The sequence below is a fragment of the Helicobacter canadensis MIT 98-5491 genome (assembly GCF_000162575.1).
GTDB lineage: Bacteria > Campylobacterota > Campylobacteria > Campylobacterales > Helicobacteraceae > Helicobacter_D > Helicobacter_D canadensis.
This window is the reverse complement of sequence record NZ_CM000776.2, coordinates 537897-558294: the sequence shown is the minus strand read 5'-3', so window position 1 is coordinate 558294 and position 20398 is coordinate 537897. Positions and strand designations below refer to the sequence as shown.

The following is a 20398-nucleotide window of genomic DNA, read 5'->3' as shown; positions in this document are numbered from 1 at the left end:
GCAATAATCTAGCAAGAGAAGGATAGTTGCAAGATAAGATCCTCTTCTATCTATATTTTAATAAGGTTATTTTTGGGATTCTTTAAAAAATATAAAAAAGCTATAAATACCTAAAAATAAGCATTTATAGATATTGGTAAAAACTCAGTCGTGCCATTTTTAGATTCTAAAACCTACAAACTATTCTTCAAAATTCTTTTGTTTTGTTTCTTCAAAAGCGTTTTTTCCTCTTGCAATAAAAATAATGCGTGTCCCACTAAAATCAAACCTTTCTTGCAAAAAATTAACCAAATAACGCTTATAACTAAAATGCAAACTATTAGGGCGATTCATAATTAAAGCAATTTGAGGTGGTTTTGTCTCAAACTGCGTCGCATAATAAACCTTGACAATCTTTCCCCTATCACTTGGAATAGGATGTCGCATTGTAGCTTCTTTGATTATCTCATTAATCTTAGCAGTCGGGATACGATAAGAAAAATGCTCATAAACTTTCAAGATCTCTTGCTCTAATTTTTGAATATGGCGTCCATTTTTTGCCGAAATCGTTAAAACAGGTGCGTAATCCAAAAATTTAAAACGCAATCTAAAATCTTCCATAATTCCCTTGTAGTCTTTGTGAGCGATATCCCATTTATTGAGCACCACAATAACGCCCAACTTAAACTCATCAATCAAACCTGCAATTTTTTCATCCAATTCTACAAAAGGACTTGAAGCATCTAGAACCAAAACTGCAATATCTGATCTTTTTAAAATTTCTCTAGTGCGATTAAGTGCAAATTTCTCCAATCCCTCAATTTTTCCTCGGCGTCTAATACCTGCTGTATCCACAAAATTTACTTTTCTACCTTCAATTTCACCCATTTCATCAACAGGATCAATAGTTGTCCCTGCCTTGCTAGAAACTACCGATCGTTCTTGCCCCAAAAGTGCATTCAAAAGTGAGCTTTTGCCTACATTTACTCTACCTATAATCCCAATATTAATAACTTCTTCTTTCTCTTGTATTGCAGAAGTCTCCAAAAACTCTTCTAATGATTCTTCCTCATCTACTGCATTAAAAAGTTGTGTAAGTGAATCTTTTTTGAGCAACCTAACAATACTTTCTTCTAATTTTCCAATTCCACGATTATGAGATACGGATATAAAAAATAAATGACAAGCCCCAAATTCACTAAATTCCCAAGCATTACTTTGCTCTTTGTCGTTGTCAATTTTATTAACCACTAAAAAAATATTAGGATTTTTCTTTTGTAAGGTATAAAAGATTTTTTTATCCAAAGGATTTGGTGGCATTTTGCCATCAACAACATATAAAATCAAATCCGCACTTTCTCCAGCATTATGCGAATGTTTTGTAACCTGCACAAACAAGGAATCACTCTCATCAAGCCCACCTGTATCCAATAACAAAAAAGGAGTGTCTTTTAGGCTAACATTAGCCTTTTTTACATCTCTTGTTGTCCCAGCAATCTCAGAAGTAATAGCAATTCTTGATTTACAAAAACGATTAAAAAGTGAGCTTTTCCCTGCATTAGGTCGCCCCATAATCGCAATAGTTCCATAAAATTTATCCATAAATTCCCTTTTAAAAAGCAAATTTTACCCCTTAAATACCTCTTTTGTCAAATTAAACTATAAGACTAAAAAGGGTATGATTTTTACAAAAATACAAAAAGAATAATAATGTATCAAAATAAACAAGCCATTATAGCAATGCTTATTGCTGCCTTACTTTTTACTTTTATGGGAATGTTTGTTAAAATCTTAACGCCAAACCTACCTGCCATTGAAGTAGCCTTTGCTAGAAATTTCTTTGGGTTAATTTGGATACTCATTGCTTTATTAATCAAACCCCCAAAAACACCACAAGGCGGCAGACCTTTTATTCTGCTTTTTCGTGGCTTTGCCGGAGGAAGTGCGATGATGGCATATTTTTATAATATGTCTGTAATGCCTCTTGGAATCGCCTTTGCTTTCTCTTACACTTCACCTATCTTTTTAGCCCTTTTTAGTGTATTTTTTATCCGTCAAAAAGTTTCCTTTAAAGTTTGGATTGCAATTTTCCTTGGCTTTAGCGGAATCTTGCTCATCTCCAATCCTCAAAATCTCCATTTAAGCCTTTGGGGATTAACCATAGGAATTTATAGTGGAATCGGTGCTGCTTTAGCGTATCTTTCAGTCGCAGAATTAGCTAAAAATTATGATCCTAGAATCATTATTGGTTCCTTAATGTTCTTTGGATCAATTCTCCCTCTTTTTACCCAATTAGTCCCTTATGAAAACTACCCTATCTCTTTATTTATGCCTTTTGTTATGCCAACTTCTAAAGAATGGATTTTAATCCTTGGACTTGGGGTTGTCTCAACTTATGCACAAATCTACCTTACAAAAGCTTATGGCTTAGGAAATCCGCCTCTAATTGGAGCAATTAGTTATGTAACAATTTTTATGGCGACTTTAGCAGGAATTATCTTAGGAGATCAAATTCCACATGGCTTTATCATTGTTGGAATGGTATTAATTGCTTGTGGTGGAATCTTAGCCGCTTTAAGCAGCAAAAGAAAAAAATCTAATTCATAAAGAAAGTATTAAAAATTTCTTTTTCCAAGACATAAAGAGTGTAGCGAATATTTTTAAATTGCTCACTTTCTTCAATTTTTTGAAGCTTGAGAATTTCTTCTAAAACTCGCGCTGATTCTTGAGTGCGTTTAAAATTGGCAACTACAATATCTTTTAAGCCTTTTCGTATCTGTTCTTGTGGTATAGAAGTTTTTAAAACATCATTTTGAGAATCTCTTGAATTTAATAGAGAATGAAGATTTTTTAATTTGCAAGAATGACGAAGATTTTTTAGTTTGAGTACTAAAGCTTTTTCATTGAAGCTATAGCGCAAAATATCTTCAATAACCCTAATGCCTTCTCTCAAACGATTGAGATTGGCATCTAATATTCTTAACTCTGAATCAGAGAGTTGATTCAAAGCGCTTATTCCTCTCTAGAACCAAAGATTCCAAGCAATTGAAGCAAGGATACAAAAAGATTCAAGAAATCTAAATAAAGACTTACTGCAGCAGTAACAGGGCTATCATAAAGTCCTCTTACAATATTTTGTGTATCATAGGCAATAAAAATACTAAATAAAATTGCACTTACCCCAGCAATTGCTACTTGTAAAAGCGGACTTCCCAAGAAAAGATTAATGAGTGAGCCAATCACAACAACAATTAAAGCAATAAAAAGTATCTTGCCCATACTTGCTAAATCTTTTGTAGTGCGAAGTGCAAAAATACTCATCACGCCAAAAATCGCTGTTGTCAATAAAAATGCCTGTGCTACAATAGAAGCTCCACCTGGCATTCCAAGCACTCTGCTAAGGATTGGAGTTAATGTCAAACCACTTACAAAAGTAAAAGCAAAAAGCATCAAAAGATTGATGCCTGGTTTTGCTTTGGTAAAAAACAATCCAAAAAGTAAGGCAAATTCTAAAATCACAAATCCAATATAATATTGTGCTACCACACCACCTAAAGCGCTGATGCCAATATAAGCACCAATAGTCGCTGCCAAAAGAGAACCTGCAAAAAGCTGATAAGTCTGTTTTACAAAGCTAACCAATGCCATATCACTTTGCACAAAGCTATTTTCTGCATACTGCCCATAGTTGTTCATTGGCTTCCTATCATACAATGACATTTTCATTTCCTTTGTTTTTAAATTATAGAAATTACATTATATCCTAATTTTATAAAAAATAAATCCCAATTCTTTATTTTTTTTATGTTACAATTACGCTTTTAAAAGCGGTTGGTGGTGGAATTATATGGAAAAAATTAAAGTTTTTATTAATGGATTTGGCAGAATCGGACGCTGCATCGCACGCGTTGCCTTATGCGAAATGCAAGATAAAATTGAAATTGTTGGAATCAATGATTCTGCTGATTCCCAAATGCTTGCTTATCTTTTTGCACACGATTCGATTCATCAAACTCACAAAATCACTCTAGAATCTTATAATCCGCAAACTAATCATTTCACTTTTAATGGCGTAGAAATTCCCTTTAGCAATGCAAAAACTCCACAAGAAATTGATATTTGTGGGGCTGATATTGTTATTGAGGCAAGTGGGTTATTTTTAGAGAGTGAGCTTGTTGAATGTCATTTAAAAAAGGGGGCTAAACGCGTGATTTTTTCAGCTCCTGCAAAAGATTCTACAAAAACTTTTGTCCTTGGGGTTAATCATCAAGACTATAAGGGAGAAAAAATTATTTCTAATGCAAGTTGCACAACTAATGCACTAGCTCCTGTTATCAAACTATTAGATGAAAACTTTGGTGTTAAAAATGGAATCTTAACCACCATCCATAGCTATACAAATGATCAAAACCTCATCGATTCTGTCCATAGAAAGGGTGATTTTAGACGATCAAGAGCCGCTGGAATCAATATCATACCCACAACAACTGGAGCAGCAAAGGCATTGCATTTAGTCTTACCCCAAATGAAAAATAAACTCCACGGGCATAGTGTGCGTGTCCCTGTAGCTGATGTTTCTATGGTTGATCTCAATATCAATCTTTTACAAAATACCACGCAAGAATCTATCAACACTCTTTTTAAACAAGCCTCAATTAGCCATTTAAAAGGAATCTTAGGCGTTGATGAATCCTATGGAGTCTCTCAAGATTTTGTTAATTGCCCCTTAAGTGGAGTTGTGGCTTTGGATTTGACTTTTGTGTTAGAGGATATGGCAAAAATTATGGTTTGGTATGACAATGAATGGGGTTATTCTCATCGCATTTTAGAGATGGCTTGCTTTATATTAAAATGACACTAAAGGGAATTTTGTGAAATTACTTTTCTTTAAAATCTTTATCCTATGCTTTCTTAGTTTGCAATTCATAAACGCCAAAAACACTCCCTTTAATTTCTATGAACTTAAAGGCGATAATGATGGAGCGACTTTGCTTGTCATTGGCGGTATTCATGGAGATGAACCCGGTGGATATTTTGCACCTAGCATTTTAGCAAACTCTTATCATATCCTAAAGGGCAATGTTTTAGTGGTGCCTAATCTTAATCCTGATAGTATTTTAGCCTTTAAGCGTGGAATCTACAAAGATATGAATCGTAAATTTGCCCACATTGCACCTAATGATCCAGATTTTGATAATGTTGCTAGGATTAAAGAAATTATCATCAACCCTAAAGTGAATTTTGTAATTAACCTTCACGATGGACACGGATTTTATCGAGAAAAATGGGAAAACTCAATTTTTAATCCAAAAGCGTGGGGACAAACTTATGTCATCGATCAAAAAACACTTGATAATATTCCTTTTGGAAATCTTGATGAAATAGCCAAAGAAATTGAAAACAAACTCAATAAAGAATTACATTATGATTTTCACACTTTTGGAGTAAGAAACACTGAAACACGCTTCAAAGATGAAGAACAGCAAAACTCCCTAACTTATTATGCAATCACTCATTTAAAACCTGCTCTTGCCATAGAAACTAGCAAAAATATACAAGAACTTCCACTAAAAACTCTTTATCAACTTAACTCCATTGAAGCCTTAATGCAAATTTTAGGCATAGAATACACACGCGATTTTACTTTGGATTTAAAGGGTGTTGAAAATAAACTCAAAGATTATAAAACTCTCAACATTAATAATAATATTACCCTTGAATTAAGTGAAATCAAAAACACACTTAATTTTATCCCTTTGCTTAAAAAAGGCAATCAATTTACTTTTACCCATCCATTAGGAAGAATCAAAGAAACCAAAAATGGCTATGAAGTCTATATCGGACACCAAAAAATTGCACTCTTAAAACCTGATTATTTTCCTATGCAATGTAGCATCGAAGATATGGAAATACAAATCGATAAAAATATCACCAAAAAAGTTAAATTTGGCAAAACACTAGAATTCCAAGAGGGATTCTTAATTAAAAAAAATCCAAAGGCTAGAGTTAATGTGATTGGTTATTCTAAAAAAGGCGTGGTAAGCGAAGAAGAAATATTCCTAACTGCTACAGATATTGACAAAAACTTCTCGCTAGACAAAAAAGGTAAAGTCTATAGAATCGAGATTTATGAAGGTAAAAATTTCTGCGGAATGATCAATGTAAAAAAGGTAGATTAATGCAAAACACAAAAAATACTGCTATTGTGCTTCTTAATATGGGAGGTCCTAATTCTTTAGATGAAGTTGAAGTTTTTCTAAAAAATATGTTTAATGATCCTTATATTTTGCCTATTAAAAGCAATTTCTTTCGCTCTATGATAGCAAGTTTCATTACTTATAAACGCCTTGAAGAATCCAAAAATAACTATAGAAAAATTGGCGGCAAATCTCCTTTAGTCGAACACACTTTCAAGCTCTGCCAAAAGCTAGAAAACCTAGATGATAACTACTTTTACACTTATGCAATGCGATATACACCGCCCTTTGCCAATCTTGTTGCCAAAGAATTACAAAGCAAAAATATACAAGAAGTGGTGCTCTTTAGCCTCTATCCACATTTTAGCTATACCACCACACAAAGTTCTTATGATGATTTTTTAAAAGCCCTTAAGAATCTTAATTATCAGCCTAAAGTGCATTTCATCAAACATTATTTTGACAATCAAAGCTATAACAAAGCTATTTTAAGTCGCATTAAAGAGACTCTAGGAAATGAAGATTCTAAGGAATTCCATCTTATCTTTTCTGCTCACTCACTCCCACAAAAAAATATTGACAAAGGCGACCCTTATCAAAAAGAGATTCTAGCCAATGTGGATACGCTAAAAGAAATGTTGCCTAAAGCAGGATTAGAATTTGCAAGCATTGAAGTTGCCTATCAATCCAAACTAGGACCCGTTAAGTGGCTAGAACCAAGCTTAGGAGATTGCTTAAAAAATTACAAAGGGAAAAAACTCATCATCTATCCTATTGCTTTTAGCCTTGATAATTCAGAGACAGATTTTGAACTCTCTATTCAATACAAACAAGAAGCAGAGAAAATAGGCATTTTAGACTACCGAGTCTCCAAATGCCTCAATGATAGTGAGGATTTTGCAAGATTTATCTTAGAACAAACGCGAGAAATTTTAAAAACAAATTAAATAAATCATTAAATAAATCAGGAATAGAAATGCAAAAGTATTTTTCAAAGAAGTGCGTAAGTTAAGAAGTAACTATAAAAATAACTTGAAAGGAAAAAAATGAAAATCAAAAATTTACTTTATGTTTTAATCTTAGCGTTTTTAATTGTTGGTTGTGAAGAAAAGCTTGATTCAAATATCATCTCAAGTGGTGCAAAAAGCACTCAAGAACAACTTGATGCTTTGCAAAATGTTGATAAAAATTCCTACAAAGAAGTAGCCGATGTATTTTTAGACACACAAAAAATCTCAACCAAAGACAATAAACCTTACTTTTTAGTCTTTTCTGCAAATGGTTGTATTTATTGCGATAAACTCAAAGCACTCATTCGTGATGACAATGAAATTAAAAAAATTTTAAAAAATGACTATTCGCCCTATTATATCAATCTAAGCTACTCAAAATCTCATTCTGTTGATTTTCTAAAAGATATTCAAGAAACCTCTGAACTAGGACGCCTTTACAATATCAAGCCAACTCCAACGCTTGTTTTTGTTTCTTCTCATGGAAAAACACTTTTTGTTTATCCGGGTTATATGCCCAAAGAACGATTCTTAGCAACACTAGAGTTCCTAAAAACTCCAAATTTAGAAACCAAAGATGAAAAGGAAATCGCTAAAGAATTACAAGAGTTATTCCAAGCTCAAAATATCTAATGATTTACCAATGGTTATTAAAAATAAAGTAAAATTTCAAATTTACTTCACAGAAAGGCAAATATGAATCAAATAAAAACATTGCTTAATAATATTATTCATGGATTTTGTAATTTTTGGGTTACATTTATTTTATTACTCGGTTATGGCAGCTCTTGTGCGGTGGCAACTTTCATAGAAAATGACTATGGAACGCCTTCTGCAAGAGCGTTAGTCTATGATACACAATGGTTTGATTTATTGCATTTGCTTTTAGTTTTAAATCTAATTGGGCTCATTATTCTCTCAAGAGCTTGGCAACGCAAAAAATATGCAAGCTTCCTTTTTCATTCTTCCTTGGTTGTGATTTTTATTGGTGCTGCAATCACTCGTTATTATGGTTTTGAAGGTGTTATGCATATCCGCGAAGGCGAGAAAAGCAACACTATACAATCTCAAGAAGAGTTTTTAATTATTCTAGCTAAAATGGACGATAAATTCTATCGGGCTTTTTTTCCTACTACAATCACCCCTTTAGTGCAACAAAAATTTGATCATAAATTGCCTTTTGGAAATGACAATCTAGAAGTTAAATTTTTAGAATACATTCCTGCAAAAGATAAAACAACTTTAGATATTTTAAAAGTTGAAATGAGTTATCAAGGTTGTAAAGAAATCATTGAAGTTACAAAAAACATTATGGGTCAAACCCCAATTCCTTTTAGTTTGAGTAGTGCTAAATTCGCATTAGAATGGGGAACACGCCCCATTACATTGCCTTTTAGCATTGAACTGAAAGATTTTCAATTAGATCGATATGCAGGTTCTATGAGTCCTTCTTCTTATGCTTCAGAAGTAGCTATTATTGATGAAGCAAATAAAACTGAAATACCCTATAGAATCTTTATGAATAATGTTTTAGATTATGGTGGTTTTAGATTCTTTCAATCCTCTTATGATCAAGATGAATTAGGAACGATTCTCTCTGTTAATCGCGATCCTGGTAAAATCCCAACTTATATTGGTTATGCAATGCTAACTCTAGGGCTTTTATGGTCATTTTTTGCCAAAAATGGACGCTTCTATAAACTTAGTCGCTATCTCAAAGCTCAAAATCTTGCTTTCATCGCTTGTTTGGCACTTGGTGCTTTTAGTCTCCAAACGCCACTCTATGCAGAAGAAACCAATACCACGCAACAACAGAATTTACCCCCTATCACACAAGAAAGCATTTTAGATCTCATTGCTACTCTCAAACAAAACTCTAATCAACACTCTAAGATTTTTGGGAAACTTCTTGTGCAAGATTTTGGCGGTAGAGTTAAACCTATGGACACACTAGCTATGGAATATATCCACAAAATGACCAAAACAGATAATTTCTTAGGGCTTAGCAATATGCAATTATTTTTAGGCATGATGATGTATCCCAATGAATTCAAAAAAGTTAAAATGATCGCCATTAAAACTCCAAAACTCAAAAAGCTTATTGGAGTGGATGAGAATCAAAATTATATTGCCTTTGAAGATGTTTTTTTCAAAGATCAATACAAACTTCTTAATCTTCTCGAAGAAGCTAATCGCAAAAAACCTGCTATGCGGGATCAATTTGATAAAGACATTATTGAAGTGGATGAGCGAATCAATGTAGCTTATCTCATTTATACTGCACAATCTCTAAGAATTATCCCTGATTTCAATCAAGAAACTTCTACTTGGTATGCACCCACAGAGGCTATGGCGGGATTTAACGAAACAGATAGAGAACAAATTCATAAACTCTTTAGAGCCTATTTTGCAAGCTTCCATCAAGGCTTAGTTGAAAATAATTGGGAAAATGCTAACTTAGCTATTGAGGCTTTAAGCCAAATGCAGCACAAATTTGGAGCAGACTTGCTTCCAAACCCAAGCAAAATTGATTTAGAAATTTTCTTAAACCATTATAATATTTTTGATAATCTCACACCTTTATACATTGTAGCTGGCATTATTTTATTTATCATTGTTTTAATACAAATTTTCAGGAACAAAAACTCTGATGTTTTAGCTACAAAAATACTCCATTGGTTTATCACTCTTTTAGTTTTATGTCATACCATTGGACTTGGAGTGCGTTGGTATGTAGGCGGACATGCACCTTGGAGCAATGCCTATGAATCAATGATTTATATCGCTTGGGCAGCAGGAGTTGCTGGAGTATTTTTCTTCAAACGAAGCTATCTAGCCTTAGCCACTTCAAGCTTTCTAGCAGGAATCTCACTTTTTGTAGCACATTTGGGCTTTATGAATCCACAAATTGGGAATCTCGTGCCTGTTTTGAAATCTTATTGGCTTAATATCCATGTCTCTATTATCACAGCAAGCTATGGATTCTTAGGGCTTTGCTTTATGCTTGGTGCAATTACTTTGGGGCTTTTTATCTTCAGAAATAAAAAATACCCTCAATTAGACAAAACCATTCTAACCTTACACACCATCAATGAAATGGCGATGATTCTAGGTCTTGCACTACTAACGGTTGGAAACTTTTTAGGTGGAGTTTGGGCAAATGAATCTTGGGGAAGATATTGGGGCTGGGATCCAAAAGAAACTTGGGCGCTAATTTCTATTGTTGTGTATATTATTGTTTTACACGCACGATTCTTGCCAAAAGGCGACAATCCTTACATTTTTGCCTCTTTATCCGTTGTGGCATTTTATTCAATTTTAATGACTTATTTTGGAGTCAATTTCTATCTTTCGGGATTGCATTCTTATGCTGCTGGTGATCCCATTCCTGTCCCTGTATTTTTATACTATTTTGTCGCAGCGACTTTTCTCTTGATTATTCTTGCAGCTAGAAAAAGTGATTTAGATTCTCCAAAACTAAATTTCTAAACTCTCATATCCCAAAAAGCTTTTTATTTTTTGGGATAGATTAAGCCATATTTTCTCTTTTTTCTGCTATAATCCTAGCCAATTTTTTAAAAGGGCAAACTATAATGTCTCAAATTATCGGGTTTAAAACAAGCGATACTATCTATGATACACAAACTGCTTCTGAATTAAAAATAGAAGGTGAGCCAATTTATTTTGATAATTCCCCTGATTCACTTGCTATTATGCGTCACACTTGCGCACACTTAATGGCAGAAGCAATCAAGTCTCTTTATCCAGAAGCCCAATTTTTCGTAGGTCCTGTTGTAGAAGAAGGATTTTACTATGATTTTAGAGTGAATCATAAAATTGGTGAAGAGGATTTGGCTAAAATTGAATCTAAAATGAAAGAAATTGCCAAAAAAGGCGAACAAATTACAAAATATCATTTACCACGCCAAGAAGCTATTGAAAAATTTAAAAACGATGATTTAAAACAAGCTGTTATTAGTAGAATCCCCCAAGGTGATGGGACATTAAGCATTTACTCACAAGGAGACTTTGAAGATCTCTGTCGTGGTCCTCATTTACCTACTTTAAAGCTTTTAAATGCCTTTAAACTCACCAAAATTGCTGGAGCATACCTAGGCGGTGATGAAAAAGCAGAAATGCTTGTTAGAATCTATGGCATTGCTTTTGCTGATAAAGAGAGTCTTAATCAATATTTGCGACAAATGGAAGAAGCTAAGAAACGCGACCATAGAAAAGTTGGCACAGAAATGGAACTTTTCACTTTTGATGAAGAAATCGGTGCAGGATTGCCTATTTGGTTACCCAAAGGTGCTCGCCTCCGCAGAAATATTGAAAGACTTTTAACTAAAGCTTTAATTCAAAGAGGATATGAGCCTGTAAGGGGACCTGAGATTCTAAAAAGTGCTGTATGGAAAACTAGTGGGCATTATAGCAATTATGGCGAAAATATGTATTTTACCACTATTGATGGAGTAGAATATGGAATCAAGCCGATGAATTGTGTTGGGCATATCAAGGTTTATCAAAGTGCCTTACGCAGTTATCGAGATTTACCTTTACGCTTTTATGAATATGGTGTTGTGCATCGACACGAAAAAAGTGGGGTGTTGCACGGACTTTTACGCGTAAGAGAATTCACACAAGATGATGCTCATATTTTCTGTCGCCCAAGTCAGATTGCAACAGAAGTAGAAAATATTATTGATTTTACTAAAAAAATTATGGATTCTTTTGATTTTAGCTATGAAATGGAAATTTCCACACGACCTGAAAAATCTATTGGTAGTGATGAAGTTTGGGAAGAAGCCACACAAGCTCTAAAAAATGCATTGGAAATTTGTAATATTCCTTATAAAATTGATGAAGGTGGTGGTGCATTTTATGGACCCAAAATTGATATTAAAATCACCGATGCGATTGGTCGAAAATGGCAATGTGGGACAATCCAAATCGATATGAATTTACCAGAACGATTCAAGCTAGAATACACTGATGAAAACAATTCTTCCAAACAACCTGTTATGATTCATAGGGCTATTTTAGGAAGTTTTGAAAGATTTATAGCAATTTTAACTGAGCATTTTGGGGGTGAATTTCCCTTTTTCATTGCTCCTACACAAATCATCATCATTCCACTTGGAGAGGCTCAAGAATCTTATGCCAAAGAATTACGCAATCAACTTCTAAATGTCAATGTATATGCAGAAATTGATAATAAAAATGAAACTCTTAATAAACGCATTAGAAATGCTGAAAAACAGAGAGTTCCGATGATTGTCGTGCTAGGTGCTAAAGAGGAACAAGAAAAAATTGTTGCTATTCGAGACAGAAGAGAAAAGCAACAATCCACAATGGGGTTTGATGAATTTATTAAATTTTCAAAGGAGAAAATGCGTGAGGTTAGCTTTTGAGTAAAAATATTGATGTAGTCCTCAATGAGGAAATTGATTTTCCAGAGATTCGCTATGTAGGTGATGATGGTGAGCAGTATGGCTTAATTAGTTCTGATGAAGCATTAAAAATTGCTGAAAGTAAAGGTTTGGATTTGGTGTTAATCGCCCCTGATGCCAAACCTCCTGTATGCAAGATTATGGATTATGGAAAATTCCGTTATCAACAAGAAAAAAGACAGAAAGAAGCAAAAAAGAAACAAAAGCAAATTGAAATCAAGGAAATCAAACTTTCTGTAAAAATTGCAATTAACGATATTAACTATAAAGTTAAACACGCTAAAGAATTTTTAAAAGAAAATAAACATGTCCGATTCCGTGTATTTTTACGCGGAAGAGAAGTAAGTGAGCCTCAAGTTGGCTTTGAAGTGCTTAATAAAGTTGCTGCAATGCTAGAAGATGTTGCCAATATTGACAGAGACTATAAAATCGAAGGTCGGTATGTCAATATGTTAGTAACGCCAAAAAAATAATTTATCTTATGAAAGGAGTAAAGCAATGCCAAAGATGAAAACAAATCGCGGTGCCGCAAAAAGATTTAAACTCAAAAAAAATCTTATCAAGCGTGGTTCAGCTTTTAAAAGTCATATTTTGACTAAAAAGCGTCCAAGAAAAATTGCGAATCTTAATGCACCCAAATATGTTCATAGCGCCAATAGCGAATCAGTAAAAAAAATGCTTTGTATGGCGTAAAAATTTAAAGTTTCATACATCAGTATGTCATTCCCCTAAATTAGGGCAAGTTTGGTAGAAATACCACACCACATTATGGTAAAGGAATAAAAATGGCAAGAGTAAAAACAGGAGTCGTCAGAAGAAGACGCCACAAAAAAGTTTTAAAATTAGCACGCGGATTTTATAGTGCAAGACATAAACACTTCAGAAAAGCAAAAGAACAATTAGAAAGAAGTTTATGTTATGCTTTCCGTGATAGAAAACAAAAGAAAAGAGACTTTAGAAAACTTTGGATTGTAAGGATTAATGCAGCTTGCAGAATCAATGCGATCAGTTATTCTCGATTTATGTTTGGTCTAAAAAAAGCAGGAATAACACTTGATCGGAAGATTCTAGCGGATATAGCTATGAACGAACCACAAAGTTTCACAAAAATTGTAGAAAGCGCAAAAAAAGCGTTATAAACTACAAGGATTCTTCTTGGAATCCTTGTAAATTAAGATATAATGAGATATCTTAAACTACAAGGATTCTTATGTATAAAAAAGCTTTACTTTTAATCCTAGCAAATATCTCTTTAGTTGCAAGTGAGATGCTTATTAAACAAGATCTTACTATTCATACGCAAATCTTTCCTACAACTTATTCTTCCACTATCCAAATTATAGGAAGCCAAAAACTTCATAATGAAAAAAATCTCTCATTAGAAGATAAAAATAAAATTATCAAAACCTATAATTCCATTAATACTTTTTTAAAAAATAGCTCAATTTGCAAAGGAGGGAGTTTTGACATCACCCCTCTTTATGAATATCAAAATAATACAAGGGAGCAAAAAGGATTTGAAAGTAACTATTCTCTCAATTGTGATTTTAAAGATGAAATGGCTAAAGATTTTAATAAAATTCTAGATTTTATTCAAAAACAAATCATTGCAAATGATTTTTTGCTCTTACCTATTCCAAAAATCACTAAAATCATCAAAAAAGATGATTTAGAAAAAATAGATGAAAAACTCAATCAAGCCCTGCTTAATAAAGCCAATGAGATTGCTCAAAATTATTCTAAGAATCTCAAAAAACAATGCACAATCAAAGAAATTTCATTGGGATTAACTTCGAGAATGGAAAACACTCCACTAAATAGCACAGCAACTCTTGCAAAATCAGATTCTAATAGCCTAGAAGATATTAAAATGCCAACAGGAAAAGAAATAGAAAAAACAGCTAAAGGAAAGGTTGTTTTTAGCTGCAAATAAATTAAAATCCGCAAAAGGATTTTAATTATTCCTCTTCTGCATATTTACTTTTATCCCAGCCACCACCAAAGGCTTTATAAATATTAATCACAGAAGAAAGATTTTCAAGGTTAGCACTTTGTTGAGTTAGCTCCGCTGCAAAAAGATTGCTTTGCGTTGTTAAAACTTCAAGATAATTAGTATAACCCTCCCTATAACGCAATTCTGCTAAAACTAATGTTCTCCTTAATGCCTCCACTTGTTCATTAAGGCTACTTAAACGCTCAAAACTCATACTATAATTATACAAAGAATCTCTTACCTCACCAAAAGCCTGCCTAAGTGTCTGACCATAATTAAGCAACATTTCCCTATATTGCGATTTTGTTAGTTCCACATTAGCACTAGTTCGACCAAAATCAATCACATTGCCCACAAAATTTCCACCATAATTCCAAGTTGAAGAAGAATTATTAAATAATTCATTTAACTCTGGACTAGCATAGCCAATAAGCCCCGTTAGAGAAATGGTAGGAAAATACGCCGCCCTTGCTACACCAATAGAAAAATTAGCCGCTTTAAGATTCTGTTCTGCTGCTTCAATATCTGGTCTGTTCTCCAAAAGTGTCGAAGGCAAACCTACTGGGACTTTAGGAGCTTTAGGAAGCATTTGAGATTCCACAGGCAAGGCTATATTAAAAATGCCTTGGGGATCTCTACCTAATAAAATCATCAAAGCAGTTTGTGCAGCATTTCTCTCCATCAATAAACTTTGTAATTGTGCTCTAACTGATGCCATTTCCGATCTTGCTTGCTGCATATCAATTTCTGAAATTTTCCCTGCTTCAAACTCTTTCTTACGATATTGATAGCTCTCTTCTCGACTTACAAGTGTATTTTGAGAAATTTGCACTTGATTATTTAAAGTTAATATTCCAAAATAACTTTCTACCACACTAGCAATCAAACTTAATCGAATTGTATCACGATTGGCTTTACTAGCCAATAAAGTCGCATAAGCACTTCTATCAGCATCTCTAGCCCTACCCCATAAATCCAATTCAAAGCTTAAAATACCACTCAAAGAAAAATTATTATAATTATCAAACTCTCCTTGTCTAGGATTTTTCTTATTTCTTGTTGCTTCACCTTGTGCGGACAAAGAAGGGTATCTATCACTCCTTGCATAGCTCCACGAACTTCTTGCTTGAGACACTCTCTCCATGGCAACAGCTAGATCATAATTATTCTTTAAGGCTTCTTCAACAATGCCATTAAGATATTCATCGCCAAAATCTTTCCACCAAGTTTGACTAATAGTTTCTTTAGAATATTCCACACCAAAATCTTTGGGTAAATTCGCTTTGGGTTGCTCATATTTGGGGGATAAAGAACAACCGCCAATCAAAAGCCCCAAACCAATCCAAACTAATATAATCTTATTCATGCTTTTTCCTTAAACTACCAAGAAATTCACCAAATCTTGCAAAATAAGTATAAAAAAGAGGAATAAAGAAAGTAGCAATGAAAGTCGCTGCCAACATTCCTCCAATAACTCCTGTTCCAATAGCGTGACGACTAGCAGCTCCTGCTCCACTACTTATAGCAAGCGGTAAAACCCCTATGGTAAAGGCTAAAGAAGTCATCACAATAGGACGGAATCGCAACCTAGCTGCCTCTACTGCAGAATCATAAATATTTTTACCATGCTTTTCTCTTGCTTCCATTGCAAACTCAATAATCAAAATTGCATTTTTGGCTGAAAGTGCAATTAGCATTACAAGCCCAATTTGGAAATAAATATCATTATTTAATCCCCTTAGCCAAGTAGCTAAAATTGCACCAAAAACCGCAAAAGGAACAGCTGTTAAAACTGCTAATGGCATTAACCATCGCTCATATTGTGCTGCAAGAATCAAGAAAACAAAAACCAATCCAAAAATAAATGCGATTACACCTGTGCCACCTGCATTTTTTTCTTGATAAGAGCTACCTGAAAATGCTACTGAATAACCTTGAGGTAAAACTTGACTAGCAACTTCTTCTATCGCTTTTAGCGCATCTCCAGAAGAATAACCTTGTGCTGCATCTCCCATAAGTTTTGCTGCTGGGAAAAGATTAAAACGCTCTAGCACATCTGCTCCAATTACCCTTTCAAAAGTCACTAATGAACTAATAGGTATCAAATCACCATTACTAGATCGCACAAAAACATCGCCCAAATTATCCGGAGATTCTCTAAAGGCACTTTCAGACTGCATACTTACCTTAAAAGTTCGACCATAAAGATTAAAATCATTCACATAATAAGAACCAAAAGTTGCTTGAAGCGTGGAGAATACATCATCAATATTTACACCAAGCGATTTGGCTTTTTGCCTATCAAGCTTAACATTATATTGGGGAATATCCACACTTAAAGTTGTCCTTACTCCACTTAACTCTGGACGCTTTTGAGCTTCTTGCAAAACCATCTGTGTGTATTTTTGCAAATCTTGAATAGAACCCCCTGTGCGGTTTTGAATATACATTTCAAAACCATCTGTCAAACTAAGTCCCATAATGGGCGGAGGATTCAAAGCAAAAATAACCGCATTAGGATTTTGCATTAACTGCCCTGTTAAACTCTGTGCTAATACTTGAGATTTTTGACTTTCGTCTTTTCGCAAATCCCAATCTTTAAGCTTTACAAACGCAGTCCCACCAAAAGTTCTCACCGCACTTGAAAGCATATCATAACCCGCCAATGCCATAACCGCCTCTACATTAGGATTATTTCGAATGGTGCTTTCCATAAAAGAAGCTGTATCTGTCGTTTTACTTAAAGCAGTTGCTGGTGGAAGCTTCATAGAAACAATTAACATTCCCTTATCTTCGGCTGGAACAAGCCCTGTTGGCACTCTTGTAAATAAGCCATAAGTTACGGCAATTAATCCTGCAAATAATATCACATAAAAAACTCCACGCCTAATTGCATGGGCAACTTTATCGGTAAATTGATGAGTAAGCCAAGCAAAAAAATCATTAAATTTCTTCACAATCCAAAATGGCTTAGGCTCAGTCTTTTTTAAAATAGAAACACAGAGAGCTGGAGTAAGAGTTAAAGCCACAAACCCCGAAATCACAACAGAAATAACAATAGTAATGGCAAACTGCTTATAAATCTCTCCACTAAACCCTCCAATAAAAGCAATTGGAATAAAAACCGCTGAGAGAACCAAAACAATTGCCACAACAGGACTTGCTATCTCCTCCATCGCCTTAATGGTGGCATCTTTCACCGAAAGATTCTCTTCAGAGATAAGCCTCTCCACATTTTCAATCACGATAATCGCATCATCCACGACAATTCCAATAGCCAAAATCAAACCAAAAAGAGTCAAGAGATTAATTGAAAATCCAAGTAAATACATTCCTGCAAAAGTCCCAATAATTGAAACTGGAATCGCAAGTACCGGTATAATTGTTGCCCTAAAATTCTGTAAAAAGAAATAAATAACAATAATAACTAAGACTATAGCTTCAATGAAAGTTTTAATCACTTCTTTAATAGAAACATTTACAAAAGAAGTTGTATCATAAGGAATTGCATATTGTAACCCTTCTGGGAAACTTTGAGAGAGTTCTTCTAATCTCTTTGCTACCCCCTCAGCAACACTTAAAGCATTTGCTCCTGGCTGCAAAAACAATCCAAAAGCAACAGATGGGCGTCCATTATAAAATGCATTCACGCTATAATCTTCTGCTCCTAACTCTATTCTTGCTAAATCCTTAAGCAATAAAGAAGAACCGTCGGGATTGGTGCGCACTAAAATATTACCAAACTCTTCTGGAGTAGTAAATCTTCCTTGAGTTGTTACTGTATAAGTAAAGTCTAAATCCTTTCTCACTGGTTCTTGACCAAAAAATCCCGCAGCAAATTGTGAATTTTGTTCTTGCACAAGTGCGATGACTTCCGCTGGAGTAAGATTGTATTTAGTGAGTTTATCAGGAGAAAGCCAAATACGCATTGAATATTCTTGGCGACTAAAAAGTGCTGCATCACCCACTCCTGGGACCCTTTTTAATTCTTCTAAAATATTAATCGCCGCATAATTAGCAATAAAGGTGGTATCATGAGCAGGAGAATCAGAAAAAAGTGAATAAACCGCTAAAATAGTAGAAGATCGTTTATCTACCGTTACTCCCTGCCTTTGAACTTCTTGCGGTAAAGAACTCATAACAGCTTGAACACGATTATTAACATTAATAGTTGCTTGATCGGGATCTGTTTCATTTGTGAAATAAATATTAATATTTAAGCTCCCACTTGAAGTAGAAGAAGACTGCATATAAATCATTCCTTCCACTCCGTTAATACTATTTTCTAAAACACTTGCAACACTAGAAGAAATTACCTCCGCACTTGCTCCAGGATAAGTTGCTTGAACCACAACTTGCGGAGGAGTAACTTGCGGATATTCTTCAACTGCAAGCGACATAATTGATAATCCTCCAGCAATCACAATAATAATAGACATTACCATTGCTAAAACTGGGCGATTGATAAAAAATTTAGAAAACATTGATTTTTCCCTTTTATTGTGCTTGAGTATTTATAATATTAACAGGTGCCCCCGGACGAAGCTTAACAAGTTGATCAGTAATAATCCTATCACCTTCTTGCAATCCTGATTGAATCAAAAAGCTATTACCCACACTCTGTCCTAAAACCACTCTTGTTTGAACTGCTTTACCATCAACCACTTTATAAACATAGCTCCCTTGTGCATCCTGAAGCAATGCAATTTGTGGAATTGTAATTGTATTTTTAGCAATTAGCCCTTCTAGCCTAATCCTTGAAAATTCCCCTGGAATCAAAAGAAAATCTTGATTTTCTACAATTGCCCTTGCTTTAATAGTTGCTGTGCTTGCATCCACCACACTATCAATAAAATCTAATTTTCCTTCTTTGCTATAAGTATTCCCACTTGGCAAAATATAAAAAACTTTTAAATTGTCTCGATTGAGAGTTCTAAAAAAATAATAATCCTTGCTTGGTATTGAGAACTCCGCATTGATTGGATCAAGTTGAGTAACAGTTACAAGTGCATTACTACTTGAAGCTGACCCTACAAGATTTCCTAAATCATAATTAGTTAAGCTTGTTTTTCCTGTCGCAGTTGCAACAACATCGGTATAACCTAAATCAATCATCGCATTATCTAAATTTGCTTTTGCATTAGCAACTCCTGCTTGTGCATTTTCATAAGTCGATAAGGATTGATCACGCTCTTTTGGGCTTAATGCCTTTTGCTCAAAAAGTTTTTTAGAACGCTCCCAATCTCTTGAAGCCTCTTTGAAAGTTGCTTGCGCTGAAAGCAATTGTGCTTTAGCGATATTCACATTAGCCTGATATTTTGAAGGGTCAATTTTAAAAAGCTTCTGCCCCTCTTTTACCACATTTCCTTCTACAAAATTTTGCTCCAAGAGTGTTCCCTCTACTCTTGCATATACTTCTACTTTTTGCGGACTTGTAAGCTGTGTTGGATACTCAAAAGACACTGGAGTGTCCTTTATTTCAACCGTGTAAGTGCTTACTGGAATTACCATAGTTTGTTGTTGTGCTTTAGAATCTTTTTCTCCAAAACAACCAGAAAATATCACCAAACTACAAAATGTTCCCAATAATATTTTATGATAGCCTTTCATTATCATACTTCCTTGAAATTTACTAAATTCACTTAAGAGAAATTCTCTTAAAATTTCAATTATGTAATTTAAATTACACAAATTTTAAAAAGGCTATATTATATTCTTTTTTATTTTAAAAAAATCTAAAAATAAAATTCCAATCTAAACCTTAATTAC

The 20398-nt window shown here is 34.2% G+C and carries 17 protein-coding genes; 11 read left to right on the top strand and 6 right to left on the bottom strand.

The window, feature by feature from the left end; genetic code table 11:
* Window positions 1–180: 180 nt before the first annotated feature.
* A complete protein-coding gene (gene der / locus HCAN_RS02785) occupies window positions 181–1581 on the bottom strand; it encodes a ribosome biogenesis GTPase Der (RefSeq protein WP_006655219.1) in 1401 nt (466 codons plus the stop codon).
* A 108-nt stretch (window positions 1582–1689) separates the two neighbouring features.
* Here der and HCAN_RS02780 point away from each other — a divergent pair, with 108 nt between their 5' ends.
* Window positions 1690–2586 (top strand): DMT family transporter, encoded by an 897-nt coding sequence (locus HCAN_RS02780; RefSeq protein WP_006656775.1) that lies wholly within the window; start codon window positions 1690–1692, stop codon window positions 2584–2586.
* Here the strand turns inward: HCAN_RS02780 and HCAN_RS02775 are convergent.
* Window positions 2576–2986 carry a hypothetical protein gene (locus HCAN_RS02775; protein WP_006655217.1) on the bottom strand — a complete coding sequence of 137 codons (411 nt, stop codon included), beginning with the start codon at window positions 2984–2986 and terminating at the stop codon, window positions 2576–2578. The two genes, HCAN_RS02780 and HCAN_RS02775, sit on opposite strands and share 11 nt — an antisense overlap.
* A gap of 5 nt (window positions 2987–2991) precedes the next feature.
* Complete coding sequence (locus HCAN_RS02770) at window positions 2992–3699, bottom strand: Bax inhibitor-1/YccA family protein (RefSeq protein ID WP_006656774.1); 708 nt, start codon at window positions 3697–3699, stop codon at window positions 2992–2994.
* A gap of 127 nt (window positions 3700–3826) precedes the next feature.
* Between HCAN_RS02770 and gap the strand changes: the two genes are divergently transcribed.
* The 10 genes from gap (at window position 3827) to HCAN_RS02720 (ending at window position 14569) form a co-directional block, all read left to right on the top strand.
* Entirely contained in the window at window positions 3827–4834 is a 1008-nt protein-coding gene (gene gap / locus HCAN_RS02765; protein WP_006655215.1) for a type I glyceraldehyde-3-phosphate dehydrogenase, read from the top strand.
* Window positions 4835–4850: 16 nt separating this feature from the next.
* Window positions 4851–6158 carry a M99 family carboxypeptidase catalytic domain-containing protein gene (locus tag HCAN_RS02760; RefSeq protein ID WP_006655214.1) on the top strand — a complete coding sequence of 436 codons (1308 nt, stop codon included), beginning with the start codon at window positions 4851–4853 and terminating at the stop codon, window positions 6156–6158.
* Entirely contained in the window at window positions 6158–7123 is a 966-nt protein-coding gene (hemH, locus tag HCAN_RS02755) for a ferrochelatase (RefSeq protein WP_006655213.1), read from the top strand. The genes HCAN_RS02760 and hemH overlap by 1 nt, the downstream gene beginning before the upstream one ends.
* Window positions 7124–7222: 99 nt before the next feature.
* Complete coding sequence (locus tag HCAN_RS02750) at window positions 7223–7819, top strand: SoxW family protein (protein ID WP_006655212.1); 597 nt, start codon at window positions 7223–7225, stop codon at window positions 7817–7819.
* 63 nt (window positions 7820–7882) lie between these two features.
* Window positions 7883–10675 carry a cytochrome c biogenesis protein CcsA gene (locus tag HCAN_RS02745; protein WP_006655211.1) on the top strand — a complete coding sequence of 931 codons (2793 nt, stop codon included), beginning with the start codon at window positions 7883–7885 and terminating at the stop codon, window positions 10673–10675.
* Between the two features lie 101 nt (window positions 10676–10776).
* The gene (gene thrS, locus HCAN_RS02740; protein WP_172617267.1) at window positions 10777–12597 is read left to right on the top strand and encodes a threonine--tRNA ligase; all 1821 of its coding nucleotides are present in this window, start codon (window positions 10777–10779) and stop codon (window positions 12595–12597) included.
* The gene (gene infC, locus HCAN_RS02735; RefSeq protein ID WP_006656773.1) at window positions 12594–13109 is read left to right on the top strand and encodes a translation initiation factor IF-3; all 516 of its coding nucleotides are present in this window, start codon (window positions 12594–12596) and stop codon (window positions 13107–13109) included. The genes thrS and infC overlap by 4 nt, the downstream gene beginning before the upstream one ends.
* Window positions 13110–13134: 25 nt before the next feature.
* The gene (gene rpmI, locus HCAN_RS02730; RefSeq protein WP_006655208.1) at window positions 13135–13329 is read left to right on the top strand and encodes a 50S ribosomal protein L35; all 195 of its coding nucleotides are present in this window, start codon (window positions 13135–13137) and stop codon (window positions 13327–13329) included.
* A 92-nt stretch (window positions 13330–13421) separates the two neighbouring features.
* Window positions 13422–13775 carry a 50S ribosomal protein L20 gene (rplT, locus tag HCAN_RS02725; RefSeq protein WP_006655207.1) on the top strand — a complete coding sequence of 118 codons (354 nt, stop codon included), beginning with the start codon at window positions 13422–13424 and terminating at the stop codon, window positions 13773–13775.
* Window positions 13776–13846: 71 nt separating this feature from the next.
* On the top strand, window positions 13847–14569 hold the full coding sequence (locus HCAN_RS02720; protein WP_006655206.1) for a hypothetical protein: 723 nt from the start codon (window positions 13847–13849) through the stop codon (window positions 14567–14569).
* Window positions 14570–14594: 25 nt separating this feature from the next.
* Here the strand turns inward: HCAN_RS02720 and HCAN_RS02715 are convergent, their stop codons facing one another.
* From HCAN_RS02715 to HCAN_RS02705, 3 genes are read right to left on the bottom strand one after another with little or no spacing between them, the layout of a single operon-like run.
* Window positions 14595–15995, bottom strand: coding sequence for an efflux transporter outer membrane subunit (locus HCAN_RS02715; RefSeq protein WP_006655205.1), 1401 nt, complete (start codon window positions 15993–15995; stop codon window positions 14595–14597).
* Entirely contained in the window at window positions 15988–19113 is a 3126-nt protein-coding gene (locus tag HCAN_RS02710; RefSeq protein WP_006656772.1) for an efflux RND transporter permease subunit, read from the bottom strand. The genes HCAN_RS02715 and HCAN_RS02710 overlap by 8 nt, the downstream gene beginning before the upstream one ends.
* A 13-nt stretch (window positions 19114–19126) precedes the next feature.
* Window positions 19127–20239: an efflux RND transporter periplasmic adaptor subunit gene (locus HCAN_RS02705; RefSeq protein WP_006656771.1), complete on the bottom strand. Its 1113-nt coding sequence runs from the start codon at window positions 20237–20239 to the stop codon at window positions 19127–19129.
* Between the last annotated feature and the right edge of the window lie 159 nt (window positions 20240–20398).

Coding starts and splice junctions, on each gene's coding strand:
- der (WP_006655219.1), bottom strand. CDS start 1,581: ATGGATAAATTTTATGGAACTATTGCGATTATGGGGCGACCTAATGCA.
- HCAN_RS02780 (WP_006656775.1), top strand. CDS start 1,690: ATGTATCAAAATAAACAAGCCATTATAGCAATGCTTATTGCTGCCTTA.
- HCAN_RS02770 (WP_006656774.1), bottom strand. CDS start 3,699: ATGTCATTGTATGATAGGAAGCCAATGAACAACTATGGGCAGTATGCA.
- gap (WP_006655215.1), top strand. CDS start 3,827: ATGGAAAAAATTAAAGTTTTTATTAATGGATTTGGCAGAATCGGACGC.
- hemH (WP_006655213.1), top strand. CDS start 6,158: ATGCAAAACACAAAAAATACTGCTATTGTGCTTCTTAATATGGGAGGT.
- HCAN_RS02750 (WP_006655212.1), top strand. CDS start 7,223: ATGAAAATCAAAAATTTACTTTATGTTTTAATCTTAGCGTTTTTAATT.
- HCAN_RS02745 (WP_006655211.1), top strand. CDS start 7,883: ATGAATCAAATAAAAACATTGCTTAATAATATTATTCATGGATTTTGT.
- rpmI (WP_006655208.1), top strand. CDS start 13,135: ATGCCAAAGATGAAAACAAATCGCGGTGCCGCAAAAAGATTTAAACTC.
- rplT (WP_006655207.1), top strand. CDS start 13,422: ATGGCAAGAGTAAAAACAGGAGTCGTCAGAAGAAGACGCCACAAAAAA.
- HCAN_RS02720 (WP_006655206.1), top strand. CDS start 13,847: ATGTATAAAAAAGCTTTACTTTTAATCCTAGCAAATATCTCTTTAGTT.
- HCAN_RS02715 (WP_006655205.1), bottom strand. CDS start 15,995: ATGAATAAGATTATATTAGTTTGGATTGGTTTGGGGCTTTTGATTGGC.
- HCAN_RS02710 (WP_006656772.1), bottom strand. CDS start 19,113: ATGTTTTCTAAATTTTTTATCAATCGCCCAGTTTTAGCAATGGTAATG.
- HCAN_RS02705 (WP_006656771.1), bottom strand. CDS start 20,239: ATGAAAGGCTATCATAAAATATTATTGGGAACATTTTGTAGTTTGGTG.